Here is a 13,117-nt window from a genome sequence, read left to right as displayed (position 1 = left end):
AAAGTGATTAGACCACGTTATGCATTTTTGGCATTCGCAGCTTGCGCCATCGTTGCACTTAGTTCTTGTGCTAGTGGTGGGGCGCCCGAAGCATCGAATAACGGAGGTAACGCAGCCCCAGTTGCTTCAACTCCTCAAGTTACGGATGCTTCAACTACTAGCTCACATAGTGGTCATGGTAAGAAAGTAAATATAAATTCTGCGATTTTATCGGAGTTAGACAAGTTTGAAGGAATGCTTGGTGTGCCTGCATTGTCGAATAAAATTCAAGCGGGTCGTCCTTATGCTTCACCAGAGGAATTGGTAGCTAAAAAAGTCGTCACTCAAGAGCAGTTTGACAAAATTAAAGACATGGTGACGATAGAAGAAGTCAAGCTGACGGGTGAAGCGAAAGATGTTGACTACATGACCAAATTGGGACTAATGAAAGGACACTTGATAGTGGCCAAAGAATTACTCGACCAAAATCAACCCAAGGCAGCAGAACCACATATTGGACACCCAGTAGAAGAAATTTATGCTGATGTAGAGGAACAACTCAACGAGCGCAAAGTAAAAGAATTTAAAACAACTTTGATTAGCTTGCAAGATTTAGTCAAATCAAATGGCAAAGCAGACTCTATTAAAACCAACTTTACAAATTCAATGCAAGCGGTTGATGGCGCCATAGCAGCACTTCCCCAAGCAGAACGCGAAAAGAATGCTTTTAACCTACAAGTAATTAACGGTTTACTTGACTCTGCAAACTCAGAATATGGCGCCGCTGTCGCAGATGGTAAAATTTCTGCTGCAATTGAATATCAAGACTCACGCGGTTTTGTAGTCTACGCCAACGAACTTTACAAAACCGTTGCCACCAGCATGGCAAAAGAAAATCCCGAAGTTCACAAAAATATTCAAGCTAGTATTGCTGAACTAATTAAAGTATGGCCCGCAGCTATTCCGCCTGCAACACCCGTAAAGGCGCCTCTTGAAGTTACCAAGCTAGTAAAAACCATAGAAGCAGAATCACAAAAAGCCTTGTAGCACAGGCATCTTGCCTGTGCATTCATCAAAACATTATCCATACAACACTATATAGAAGTTTAATAGGGGGTTAAAATACAGGATGAACCAAAAAACTATGTAATTGTAAAGAGCCATGATAACCAAGGCTAAAATTACCTAGTAAATCGTCCTGGAATGCATGTAAGGTAAATTGATAAATAATGCAAGAACTTAATCAGCAAAAAGCAATCGACCTGCTTAATACCATCATGGAATTTGAGCTAGCAGGTGTTGTTCGCTATACACACTACTCATTAATGGTAACGGGTCCATACCGAATTCCCATTGTAGATTTCTTCAAAGCACAAGCTGGCGAATCGCTGCTTCATGCCCAACAAGCAGGAGAAATTCTCACAGGTTTAGATGGACATCCTAGCCTTAAAATTGCCCCAATGGAGGAAACATATAAACACTCGGTTAAACACATTTTAGAAGAAAGTTTGGCGCACGAAAAGAAAGCATTATCGCTGTATAAAGAATTACTTGATGCAGTAACTGATGCTAGTATTTATTTAGAAGAATTCGCTCGCACAATGATTGGTCAGGAAGAAATGCACAATCTTGAATTGAAAAAAATGCTACGCGATTTTAGTTAATAGTAAGGTGGCTTCGGCCACCCTACAACTACAACTCATAATTATGGATTTTACTGCTGCTTTATCTACATTTTTTATTGCGCTTCGCGAAGGAGTCGAAGCTGCGCTTGTTGTGGGAATTGTGTTGGCATTTCTCAAAAAAGCCGGACAAACACAACTCAACCGCTGGGTATATGTAGGTTTAGGAACAGGAGTTGCCGCAAGTTTTGTTTTAGCGTTCTTGTTTCAATTATTTGTACCAGCTTTGCAACGCGCGTTTCCACAGTATGCAGGTGTTATTGAATTCCTTTATGAAGGAATATTCAGCGTGCTTGCTGTTATTATGTTAAGTTGGATGTTAATCTGGATGACTAACCAAGCCAGATTTATGAAAGCTTCTGTTGAAGGCGCCTTATCAGATGCATTGAAAAATGATAAAACTGCGGCGCGAAATATTTTTACATTAATTTTTGTTGCGGTTGTTCGCGAAGGTTTTGAGACAGTCGCATTAATTACTACTAATACTGGAAGTGGAGCGTATGGCGCCGGGATTGGTGCAGTATTAGGTATTATTAGTGCTGCTTTTATCGGTGTTGGGTTATTTAAATTAGGAGTTAAGTTTAATATTCGTCAGTTTTTCCAAGTGATGGGTATTTTACTGGTATTAATTGTAGCAGGATTAGTTGTAACAGCATTAAGCAGGTTTGACGCAGCGGCAGCATCATTAGCGTCTTATAGTCGGGCATCGCAAGACCTTTGTTTTTACTATGAACGTTTTACAAAAGTTCATTCGTGCATTCTCGGGCCAATGGTTTGGGATACTTCTAAAATTTTACCTGACGAAGAGTTTCCTGGTGTTATTTTCAAAGCATTATTTGGATACCAGCATCATCTTTATATTGTACAAGCCATCGCTTATTTAGTTTTCTTGTTCACAGTTGGTGGTATTTATCTTCGTAGTCTTAATGGTGGTGGTAAAAAACCAGAAAGAAACCGGGTTTCTATGTAAAATGTTATCTTTATTACAAGTTATCAAGCAAGAAACCCGGTTTCTATGACAAATATTTTTATCAAACAGTTATTTATCCATCCTATAAAAGGGTTAACCCCACAGGTACAAGAATCTGTTTACCTCAAAGTCGGTCATGGCATTCCAGGAGACCGAGCGTTTGCTTTGATGTACAAAAAAAATCTGCCAGATATCGATGTTGAAGTATCTTGGATGAAGAAAGTTAACTTTGCGATGCAAAACGACTGGCACTCGCTAGCAGCGTTAGACTGTTTTTACAACCCAACATCAGAAAAATTAACAATCAAACGTAAAGGAATAGAATTACTAGTTGCCGATACGAGTACCATAACTGGGCGCCATGAAGTTTCAACGTTTTTTACGGGATATTTAGCAGCAAGCTATCCTAGTCCAGGTGTGAGTCAAAGCGCAAGAGAAAGGGCGCGTTTAGAATTAGTAGGGTCATATAACAAAACGCGCTATCAAGATAGAGAAGCAGGACATATATCATTAGTTAGTCAAGCAACTATAGATAATTTAAGCGAAATAGCAGGTCATATTATAGACGTTCGTCGCTTCCGTCCCAATATTGTGGTAGACGGAATACCCGCATGGAATGAGTTTGACTGGGTAGGTAAACAAATCAAAATAGGCAACGCGCTAGTTGAAGTTACCGCTCGCATTAACCGCTGCTTAAATATTGAAGTTAATCCCGAAACCGGAGAACGCGACATTGCTTTGCTGACAATTCTTAAGAATAACTTTCAACATACTCAAACAGGCGTAATTGCAACAATTATTACAGAAGCTCACATAAAGAAGCAAGATATAATACAATTTTAGGTTGGGTGGAGGAACAAAACCCAACAAATAGTCTTGCAATTTAATAGCAATATTGTATACTCAGTATGCAATATTAATGAAAGATACTGGCAATTAAATGAAAGAAAATGAACAGCAACGAACTCTCGACTTGTTGCAAAGCATCATGGAATATGAGCTTGCGGGAGTCGTGCGCTACACCCACTTTTCTTTAGTGGTTACTGGTACAGAGAGGAATTTTATAGTAGATTTTTTTAAAGAGCAAGCTGCGGAATCTTTAACTCATGCCCAAAGAGTAGGGGAAATACTTGTTTCTGTTGAAGGTCATCCCAAACTTGGTATTGCATCTGTTAGAGATATAGATAAATATTCAATCAAAGATGTGCTAGTTGCAAGTCTCGCACACGAACGAGAGGCAATACAAATGTATAAACAGCTTCTGGCTTCAGCGCAACAGTCTAACCAAGAACTAGTAGAATTTGTAACCAACATGATTGAAGAAGAAAGCAGTCATCACTTAGAACTCGAACAAATGATTCAAGATTTAGGGTAAACCAATCTAGAGACGTTATAAATCGTGGAGACGTGATAAATTCGTGGAGACGCGATTAATCGCGTCTCTACATGCAAAAATATTGGATAATAAAGAAATCCTAAAATTCTAGAAGCTCCTGGCTTTGGTATTACGTCATAAATGGTTAAAAAACGTTGGCAAGATAGAGCAAAATCTCGCGTAGTCAATCGATATGGTTCTTTTAATGTTCTACGTAAAGGCATATCGTATTCACCTTGGCGTTACGACCCTTACCATGCGCTGCTAACTATTTCGTGGGGCAGATTTGTTGCTCTTATTACTGTTGGTTACTTTATCGCTAATGCTATTTTTGCATTGCTATACCTTGCTGGTGGTGATGGAATTGAAAACGCACGTCCTGGTAACTTTTTGGATGCTTTCTTTTTTAGCGTTCAAACGATGGCATCGATTGGTTACGGCGCCATGTATCCAAAGACAGTTTATGCCAATTTTTTAGTTACTATTGAATCCATCATTGGGTTACTGATATTAACTATGGCGAGTGGTATAATGTTTGCTCGCTTTTCATTGCCAAAAGCACGGGTAATATTTAGTCGCGTCATATTAATTACAACCCATAACGGCTTACCAACGTTAATGCTAAGGGTAGCGAATAAGCGGCAAAACTGGATTTTAGAAGCCCAAGTGCGTCTTACAATTGTTCGTAACGAATTAACAAAAGAAGGGAGTTTTATGCGGCGATTTTACGACGTACCCTTAGTTCGTAGCGACTCTCCACTATTTGCGCTTTCATGGTCAGTAATGCATACCATCGATGAAAGTAGTCCGCTTTACGGTGTTACACAGCAAAAAATGATAGAGGATGAAATGGAGATTCTCGTCATTTTTACAGGCATCGACGAAACAGTATCACAAACCATCCACGCACGTCACTCATATATACCCGATGAAACCGTATGGAATGCGCGCTTCGTGGACATCTTGACTCGCACATCTGACGGCAAACGTTGTATAGATTACTCAAAGTTCCATGACTTTGTATCAATTAAAGATATCAACTATTAAATATAACCACCTCTCTTAAAAGATAGATGTCGTCAAATATCCTGCCACCTAATATATAGATGATATAAATATTTAGTAGGGAGTAGAAATCATGGGCTGGCTAAAAAGACTATTCGGACTAGAAAAACCACAAAACGCACAAGTAAATCCCGAACCACAACAATATACACCACAGCAACAAACCGCATCGGCGCCAAGTGCCACACAATCAATACCACCCGAACGCATCGGTTTAAACGGAGAATATGACCAAAGCGGTCTAGCCAAGCGCGTCGCACTAGCATTCGACCAAGACTCGCAACTCGATGACATCAACACACTTTGGGTAGCCCAAACAAGTGGAACAGTAGTACTAAAAGGAAAAGTCCCCAGCCAAGACATACTCAACAAAATGGTATCAGTCGCACGCAACGTTAATGGCGCCGATGCAGTAGACACATCGCAAGTTACAATCGGTTAACAAAAATCCTCTTCTAGTCTTGTGGGGTGGGCATCCTTGCCCGCCCTGACCACTCTAAATAATATTTTTCAATTTTAGAAACACCTACTATTTTACATTATCTTCTAAAGGAATAAAAAAGATAGAAATTATGCCAGGTAGTGTTAATAATAAGCCAAAAATGAAAAACAAAGGATAACCCATTTGCTTTTGAATGGCGCCACTTATTGCCCCAGGCAGCAGTAAACCCAAAGCCATAAAACCTGTAGAAATGGCGTAGTGTGAGGTTTTATATTGACCTTGACAAATATATAGTAGATATACAGTAAAACCAGTAAAACCTAAACCGTATCCAAATTGCTCTAAAGAAACTAGCAAGTATATTAATGCTAAAGGTGGTTTTGTATAAGCCATGTAGACATAAAATAAATTCGGTAGATTCATTGCTAAAGCCATCGGCAAAAGGCATTTTTTTAAGCCATAGCGTGTAATTGTGATTCCACCTAAAATGCCTCCGACTATTAAAGAAATTACGCCGAATGTACCGTTTACTATACCAACTGTATCTGTAGAAAGTCCTAAGCCACCTGCTTCAATTGTATCTACTAAAAATAATGGAGCGAGTGTAACAAACATCGCCTCGCCTAAACGATAAAGTAAAATAAAGGCTAAGATGGCGCCGATTTTTTCTTTTTGAAAATAGGATTTAATTACTGTCCAAAAGGGTACTGTTTCATTTGTTGCCGATGTATTTGGTATATCAGATGGTGGTTTTGGTAAAATTAAGCGATGATAGATAGAAAGCAATATAAATAATATTGCGGCAAATCCAAGAGTGATAGTCCAGGCGCCTTGAATGTTATTTAGGGATTTTTCAAGTGTGCCTGCAAGAAATAATAAAAAACCTGAACCGAATAATACGGCGAAGCGGAAAAATAGCGAACGGAACCCAACGAAAAAAGCTTGTTGTTCATTACTGAGCGCTAGCATGTAGAATCCATCGGTGGCAATGTCGCAGGTTGCTGAGACAAATGCAGCTATGGCGAATATGGCTAGTGAGATAGGAAAGAAATTTGGTAGTTGTAAAGAAAGTGCCGCGAGTGCTAAACATGCGAACATGGCAAATTGTGTGGTTAGTATCCATGTTCGTTTGGTGGAGTTGGTATCGATGAAAGGTGCCCAAAACATTTTGAGAACCCAAGGTAGTCTCAAAAAGCTTATCCAAAATGTAATTTGTTCGTTGCTAATGGCTAGACGTTTGTAAAGGAGAGGCGCCACTGCGGTGACGATGGTGTTGGGTACACCTTGGGCAAAGTACAGGGTGGAGATGTATGTCCAGGGAGAAGGAGATTTTATTTCTTTTTTCATAAAGCTTTATAAATTGACTCTCCGAAGTTGAATTATAATCCTTGAGAAAGGTTCCTCAAAGAAGGTGGGCTTGCTATTGTTATATAACACGCTCTTCGTAATTTATCGAGTCATAGTGAATAAGGTTATGGTTTTAATATCCCAATTAACTAATCATCGGGTTGATTTAGAAGATTGCACTATTTTTTATCAGCAAAGTAGGTTAGAATCGAGTTCAATCCCCATCTTGTTTCTACACGGATGGGGAATTTCTACTGAGCCTTATACTGAAGTGCTGAAACTACTAGCACTTTCTCATACCATAATTGCTCCTGACTTGCCTAGTTTTGCGAGATCAAGTTACTCTAAGCTAATTCCCGATTACGTTAGCTATAGCAAAATTCTCCTTTCATTTATAGAAGTGTTGGATTTACAACAATTTCATGTAGTAGGACACTCATTAGGTGGAGGTATTGCCATTACTTTATCTACACTTGTTCCAGAAAAAGTCAGAAGTGTAATTCTCGTAGATAGTACCGGGATTCCTGCGCCGTCTATACCGGAGATGATACCACGAAGGGCAATTGAAATGACGGTTCAAATGTTTCTTCCAAGGCACAAATTGAAATTAGTTGATATTCCTTTGGTTTTCTCCTATAACTTGTTATTCAATACAGGAAATGTCATTCAAGGATTGCTAATTTCTGTATACGAAGATATCAGTCATTTGCTACCAAAAATTCAGGCTCCCTGTTTGTTATTATGGTCAGACAAAGACCTAACTACGCCATTGAATAACGCTCAAGAAATGGCAGCAATTATTCCCAACTCGAAATTAATTACTGTAGAAGAAGGTTTACACGAATGGGCACTTTGGTATCCTGAGAAATTTACATCACTCATACTGAATTTTATTTCTCAACTTGATTAACAAATTAACACCCAACCGGACACCAGTAAGCCAAATTATCGGTAATCTCACTTTGCGACACCCTTATTCCTAAACCACCAGAAACCAACTTATCATTACCATCGTTATACAACCACGAACCCCAAACTGCCGTCATCCACTCCCCACCAACATCTAACTTAGGCAACTCCAACAACTGCTGATAAACTAATTGCTGGCGCCTATACCAATCATTACTATTCTCACTGCTATATACCATCTTCCCAGACTTAACAGCAAACCCACCCTCACCTTCGCGTCCTAAAATAGGTTTAGCGAAATACGTATCCCCAATATCTTGCTGACTCAACGATGTTCTAGGGAAATAATTAATTACAGTTTCAGCATTCTCTGAACTTAAATACTGCAAACCCAAATCATAAATCAGAGCAAAAATACTTTTAGGCTGTAATGCAAAAGCCGAAGCAAAGTTAACAATTACTATTTTCTTTTTGAAAATAAGTTCTTCCAATCCTTGCCACAATCGATTCCCATCCTCATCAATATCATTAATCGCCCATTCCACAGGATACCACATAAACAAAACATCAATAGATTTACCTGTTCTAGAATCAAAGAGATATTTACCATCTTTAATACGTAAAAACTCAATCGGCAAAACAGTGGATTGATGGTGATAATGGCTACTTAACCAGCGCATTGTACCTAAATCTTCAGCATTATTCAACGCTGTAAAAGTAACATTACAATCTGTATGAGATTTTTTTAAATACTTTGCCGCGCGTTCAATTTGTTGATTCAAAGATAAACTTAATATTTGCTGGGTATTAAAAATAGGCGCCTTCAAATTAAAATGTTCAGCGACTTTAGTATTACCTTCAGTACATTCAAACCAAAAACTAGGCGTTTGAGGATTCGTCTCAATAACTTGTTTAATACCCTTAGCTTCATTCCAGCACCAATCAAGGCGCATACAGAATGGTGGTAAACTATCAAATTTCACTAGCTTAATACTTTCTTCAGGAAAACCGTAATCTAACAGCGTTTCTTCATCTAGATTTCTAATAATATCCCAACTTTGCATCAATACTTTACCTACAGCAACGGAAGCTTGTCTAATTTCATCAATTGTTTGTTGTGGAACTTTGTGACAATGGTAAAGCGCATAAGGAACAGTTTGCTCACTTAGAGGTATACCTGTACCCTCTTCAATGGGACACACATCATACCACCCCATCTTCATAGATTGAAACAGGCGCCGACGTTGAGGACTATTGTAAATATCTGTACGCATAGGAAGTACTTTTACTCTTCTACTTCAAATACAACACCTTCATACAGTATTTCGATAGCAAACTCCAAATCAATGCTCGATAAAGTCACTATATCTCCAGATTGTAGGTTGGGTGGAGGCTTTGCGGAACCCAACGCTCTAAGCTAGAAAAGTTGTTGGGTTCCGTTCCTCCACCCAACCTACAATTGTTAAGTAAGTGCCATTCAACGGTAGGGTGCTTTTATTCTTCCGTATCAAATACAACACCCTCATAAAGCAGTTCAATCGGAAACTCCAACTCAATGCTTGATAAAGTGACGATATCTCTAGCAGTGTAAGGATAATAAAGCCACATTCAACCCCTAGAACGAAGATGAGGACGTAGGGCACTGTAAAGGTTAAGTGCAATATCATTATGGGGGATTGTACCACCAGTCATGGCAAAGACTTCGCCGTTTACGTACTCATAGCGAACATCTTGCTGAAGTTCCCATTCGAGGTACTCCTCGACGGTCATTTTTTGCGGTTGTTGGGGAATGGCTATCATAACAAGTTTATTACCAAGCTTGCTTTGATTGTAGCCAATAGCTAACTGATTAGATATAACCTCTTATTTACCAGCAGTATCTAGGATTACATATTTTGCCACTGTAACTTAGTTGTTAAGTGGTAGATAACTTACACGGTTTACAAAATAGCGGGTATGGATGGCTTTAGAGTAAAATACCAGTTATACGGCTTGTTTATACTGGAAAAATGAGAAAAATCCGACTTTTTCAATTAGTACATTATTAAAAAGCGAGTATATAATACCCTGCTATGCCAAATTATATTGTATTTAATCACTAGAGCTAGGTAAGTACTTAATGAAGTTTCGTGACCATCTACCACATGACTGTCCACCAGAAGATGCAAAGGAAGCATCAGGAAATGTATATATGCTTGTAAATGATAATACCCCTAAACCAGAAGATTTTCTCTCAAAACGCGAAAAACATCAAGACAAGCCACCCTTTGAGCCAAATGAAGTTGAGTGTAGAGCATGTGGTCTATCAGTCTATACAGAAATATCTGACCTCTTAAATACTCGTTCAAGGCATCGTGGTTTTCGGAAAATGAAACCAGCATTGGGTAAATTGACTTCTGAACACGGAGTAATAAAGCATACTCCATCACATGATTCGCCAACTCATCATACTTGGTGGATTTTTAATGAGGCGACCCCTTGGAAAATATTTAAAGTCATTAATCTTTCTACAGAATCTACTATAGAATCATGAGTTATCTACCACAAAATACTGATTTAGGCGAGCTTGATACTATTGAAATATACAGCTACTATAACGGTCCAAGACTTTTTTCCTGCCGAAATGTATCACTTAATATATATTTTGCACTTTGGGTAGACGAAGAGGCAGGTTTTGATTTATGGCTTTATCTACCAGTATCATTAAAAAGATTTCAGGAAATTCGCTCAGGAGAGATTGATTTACGAAATGCATTTTTAAAATCTGAGGATGGATTAATTTTTGAGGTCAAGATTTTTTTTGATAGTTCTGATGTAGCTAACTCTATCAGTAGCGAAGAAATTGATCAAGATTCGCTACCGTTACCTGATGATTATCTTAAATTGCCTTCTAAAGATTTTTCTGGGGCATACTTGAGTAGTTTTAATCTCAACAATGCTGATTTGAACGCTGCCAATTTAAGTAAGACAAACCTCAACAGTGCTAACTTAAGCAAGGCTAATCTGAAGGCTGCGAACTTGAGTGAGGCTGAATTAAAAGATGCAAACTTAAGTGGTGGTGACTTAAGTAACACTAACTTAAGTTATGCTGATTCAAGCTACGCGGATTTGTATAGTGCTGATTTAAGCGGTGCTGACCTCAGCTTTATAAAGTTAGTGGCTGCTCGCCTCAGTCATGCTAATTTGAATGGTGCAGACCTAAGTGGTGCCAATCTAGTATTTGCAAACCTTAGTTATGCCACATTACGCGATGCTGACCTGAGCTATGCAGCATTAAATAATGCATTTCTTAATAGCGCAGATCTAAATGGCGCCGACCTAACTGCTGTTGATCTAAGTTATGCTGATCTTAGCAATGCTGATCTCCGTAATGCCGATTTAAGTGCAGCTAACTTAAGAGAGGTAACAATTAACAACAAAACAAAACTTGATACAAAATGGCATCAAGTTTGGGAAATTGTAAATTTTGGATATGTTGGACGAAACCTGAGTAATGCTGACCTGAGTAATGCTAACCTAAGCAATGCTAACTTAAGCGGTGCTAACTTGATTGGTGCGTTTATGGAAAATGCTGACTTAAGTGGTGCAAATTTAAATGATGCTGATTTGAGTAATGCCAACTTAGTTGGTGTAAAAATGAGTGGCACTAATTTAAACGGAGTCAAAGTACAAGGCGCTATATTTGGAGATAATATTGACCTATCTAAAGATGTAGAACGCGACCTAGAAAACAAAGGCGCTATTTTCAATGACTCTATAGGGGATCGCTCTGGGGTTCTGACTGGTCGCTAAGATTTTATTGTTGCTCCTGATACTTCTTCGTTACTCTATCAAGCACGGCAATTACTTCATAAACCGAACGTTCACCACGCCATACCTGGGCAAAAATCTCAAGCCCACGACGGGAAATAAGACCTTCATCAGGGTCATTAGGATGATCAGGGTGAGGTCTCAATTCATCCTCCCCACCAGCCGCGCTGATTAAATCAAGCATTACTTTATGGGTTGATTTTGAGCTATCTAAATCATCAGGTTTCTTCATCTCATCTAAAATTCCCTGAATCCGCTCTGGATATACTTCTGCCACATGGCTAAGAAGGATAGAAAATAATTCAATTTGTGTTCTATCCTCGAACCCACATGACATCACTGCCAAGTATGTAGCAGCTTCATTATCACTTAAGCTTAATAAGCGGTCACTTACTCTTTGAAGTAGTCGCTCACGAAACGGCACTCCTAAATGTTTTTCTAAACTATCTAAAGCATCAGGTAGTGTAATTGGTTTAAATTCTGCACGAATGCTGACTCTCAAATCTTCTGGAATATCAGCCAAAAGAGCTTCACTCGCATTATTATTAAGTATTACTCCGCCTTCTGGATTAATACTAAAATCTTTGCCTGGTGTATAACCTTTATCAATAAGCATTTGAGAAAGGGTATTCATCATTTCTTGCTTCATGCGCTCGTAGCCTGTCTGACCCAACATTGTTTTATAGCACCATTTAAAATCCTCTGGCGATAAGGCAGGTAGAACTTCATTTATAAATAAATCTGATATGCGTTCTGCTCCAAATTTCCAACATAGCTTTCCTATAAATTCTTGATACGCCTTTGAATTGTGACTGCTAATTATTTTAATAAGCAGACGTTTTTCTTTTTGAAATCCAAATCCTTTCATATGTTGTGACTTTAATTTAAATAGCTGCTCTTCAAGGCTTGTGTAATCGTTTAAGGTGCCTGCACATATTTTATAAGTTATTCTAAGCTTTTATCAGATTTAAAATCTACCCTGTTAAGCGGCTTTACTAACTGTTGGTTCTGGAAGAGGTTCACCTGTTGCTTTATAAGCTATAATTAAAGACTCCAAAGCTTCAATGCCATTTGTAAGAGCTTCTTCATAGGTATCACCATGAGTCCGCCAACGTTGTCCAGAAAAATCAGGAAACCCTACTAGAAAGCAGTTATCTTCTTCTGACCATTGAATAAGCATCTGATACTTAAATTGACTCATCTTCCCCCTGTTCCTCTTGTTGCTTTTCCTTTACTTTTGTTATAGCTTGCGTTTATGTATATCTCGATAATGGCACCTGTGACTATACCATTTTGATCCATAAGACTGTAAATATAGTACAATTTACCTATATTGCTAAAGTTTAAGTAAACCTTGACAGTGCTTGCTCCCGTTCAACTTGAGCAGAAAATAATAGTTGTTAATAAGTTGGTTTTTAAGACGAAAGTTTGGAAGATATAGTCACGTTATAGCTTGAACCAGTGATTATTATTCTCATTTGTTATCAGCCTCTTCTTAACTGATTTTTGAAGAATTATTTTTTTGGAAGTCCCTTACA

Annotated in this window: 15 protein-coding genes and 1 pseudogene; 10 read left to right on the top strand and 6 right to left on the bottom strand. The window is 38.5% G+C overall.

The window, feature by feature from the left end; all coding sequences use genetic code 11:
• The first annotated feature begins 3 nt into the window (after positions 1–3).
• From DSM106972_RS14445 to DSM106972_RS14415, 7 genes are all read left to right on the top strand, one after another.
• The gene (locus DSM106972_RS14445) at positions 4–1,026 is read left to right on the top strand and encodes a ComEA family DNA-binding protein (RefSeq protein ID WP_127081366.1); all 1,023 of its coding nucleotides are present in this window, start codon (positions 4–6) and stop codon (positions 1,024–1,026) included.
• 182 nt (positions 1,027–1,208) lie between these two features.
• Entirely contained in the window at positions 1,209–1,643 is a 435-nt protein-coding gene (locus DSM106972_RS14440) for a ferritin-like domain-containing protein (RefSeq protein WP_127081365.1), read from the top strand.
• 43 nt (positions 1,644–1,686) lie between these two features.
• A complete protein-coding gene (locus DSM106972_RS14435) occupies positions 1,687–2,631 on the top strand; it encodes an FTR1 family iron permease (protein WP_127081364.1) in 945 nt (314 codons plus the stop codon).
• 45 nt (positions 2,632–2,676) lie between these two features.
• The gene (locus DSM106972_RS14430; protein ID WP_127081363.1) at positions 2,677–3,474 is read left to right on the top strand and encodes an MOSC domain-containing protein; all 798 of its coding nucleotides are present in this window, start codon (positions 2,677–2,679) and stop codon (positions 3,472–3,474) included.
• A 97-nt stretch (positions 3,475–3,571) separates the two neighbouring features.
• Entirely contained in the window at positions 3,572–4,006 is a 435-nt protein-coding gene (locus DSM106972_RS14425; RefSeq protein WP_127081362.1) for a ferritin-like domain-containing protein, read from the top strand.
• A gap of 141 nt (positions 4,007–4,147) precedes the next feature.
• Positions 4,148–5,053 (top strand): ion channel, encoded by a 906-nt coding sequence (locus tag DSM106972_RS14420; protein WP_127081361.1) that lies wholly within the window; start codon positions 4,148–4,150, stop codon positions 5,051–5,053.
• Positions 5,054–5,144: 91 nt separating this feature from the next.
• The gene (locus DSM106972_RS14415) at positions 5,145–5,513 is read left to right on the top strand and encodes a BON domain-containing protein (protein WP_127081360.1); all 369 of its coding nucleotides are present in this window, start codon (positions 5,145–5,147) and stop codon (positions 5,511–5,513) included.
• A gap of 87 nt (positions 5,514–5,600) precedes the next feature.
• Here DSM106972_RS14415 and DSM106972_RS14410 read toward each other — a convergent pair whose 3' ends face one another.
• On the bottom strand, positions 5,601–6,860 hold the full coding sequence (locus DSM106972_RS14410) for an MFS transporter (RefSeq protein WP_127081359.1): 1,260 nt from the start codon (positions 6,858–6,860) through the stop codon (positions 5,601–5,603).
• 127 nt (positions 6,861–6,987) lie between these two features.
• On the opposite strand from DSM106972_RS14410, the gene DSM106972_RS14405 reads away from it, so the two are divergent.
• A complete protein-coding gene (locus tag DSM106972_RS14405) occupies positions 6,988–7,770 on the top strand; it encodes an alpha/beta fold hydrolase (RefSeq protein ID WP_127081358.1) in 783 nt (260 codons plus the stop codon).
• 4 nt (positions 7,771–7,774) lie between these two features.
• On the opposite strand, the gene DSM106972_RS14400 is transcribed toward DSM106972_RS14405, so the two are convergent.
• The 3 genes and pseudogenes from DSM106972_RS14400 to DSM106972_RS14390 form a co-directional block, all read right to left on the bottom strand.
• The gene (locus DSM106972_RS14400; protein WP_127081357.1) at positions 7,775–9,043 is read right to left on the bottom strand and encodes a glutathionylspermidine synthase family protein; all 1,269 of its coding nucleotides are present in this window, start codon (positions 9,041–9,043) and stop codon (positions 7,775–7,777) included.
• An 11-nt stretch (positions 9,044–9,054) separates the two neighbouring features.
• Positions 9,055–9,177 (bottom strand): hypothetical protein, encoded by a 123-nt coding sequence (locus tag DSM106972_RS54890; RefSeq protein WP_267901110.1) that lies wholly within the window; start codon positions 9,175–9,177, stop codon positions 9,055–9,057.
• A gap of 86 nt (positions 9,178–9,263) precedes the next feature.
• Positions 9,264–9,569 (bottom strand): annotated as a pseudogene (locus DSM106972_RS14390) (Uma2 family endonuclease).
• Between the two features lie 319 nt (positions 9,570–9,888).
• On the opposite strand from DSM106972_RS14390, the gene DSM106972_RS14385 reads away from it, so the two are divergent.
• Both DSM106972_RS14385 and DSM106972_RS14380 read left to right on the top strand, forming a co-directional pair.
• A complete protein-coding gene (locus DSM106972_RS14385; protein ID WP_127081356.1) occupies positions 9,889–10,302 on the top strand; it encodes a hypothetical protein in 414 nt (137 codons plus the stop codon).
• Positions 10,299–11,561 carry a pentapeptide repeat-containing protein gene (locus DSM106972_RS14380; RefSeq protein ID WP_127081355.1) on the top strand — a complete coding sequence of 421 codons (1,263 nt, stop codon included), beginning with the start codon at positions 10,299–10,301 and terminating at the stop codon, positions 11,559–11,561. Before DSM106972_RS14385 ends, DSM106972_RS14380 begins: the two co-directional genes overlap by 4 nt.
• A gap of 4 nt (positions 11,562–11,565) precedes the next feature.
• On the opposite strand, the gene DSM106972_RS14375 is transcribed toward DSM106972_RS14380, so the two are convergent.
• Both DSM106972_RS14375 and DSM106972_RS14370 read right to left on the bottom strand, forming a co-directional pair.
• On the bottom strand, positions 11,566–12,447 hold the full coding sequence (locus DSM106972_RS14375) for a hypothetical protein (RefSeq protein WP_127081354.1): 882 nt from the start codon (positions 12,445–12,447) through the stop codon (positions 11,566–11,568).
• Positions 12,448–12,561: 114 nt separating this feature from the next.
• Positions 12,562–12,780 carry a type II toxin-antitoxin system HicB family antitoxin gene (locus DSM106972_RS14370; protein WP_127081353.1) on the bottom strand — a complete coding sequence of 73 codons (219 nt, stop codon included), beginning with the start codon at positions 12,778–12,780 and terminating at the stop codon, positions 12,562–12,564.
• Positions 12,781–13,117 lie beyond the last annotated feature (337 nt).

The organism is Dulcicalothrix desertica PCC 7102 (genome assembly GCF_003991905.1).
GTDB classification, from domain to species: domain Bacteria; phylum Cyanobacteriota; class Cyanobacteriia; order Cyanobacteriales; family Nostocaceae; genus Dulcicalothrix; species Dulcicalothrix desertica.
The sequence above is the reverse complement of the archived record's forward strand: the minus strand, read 5'-3'. Positions and strand labels throughout refer to the sequence as shown.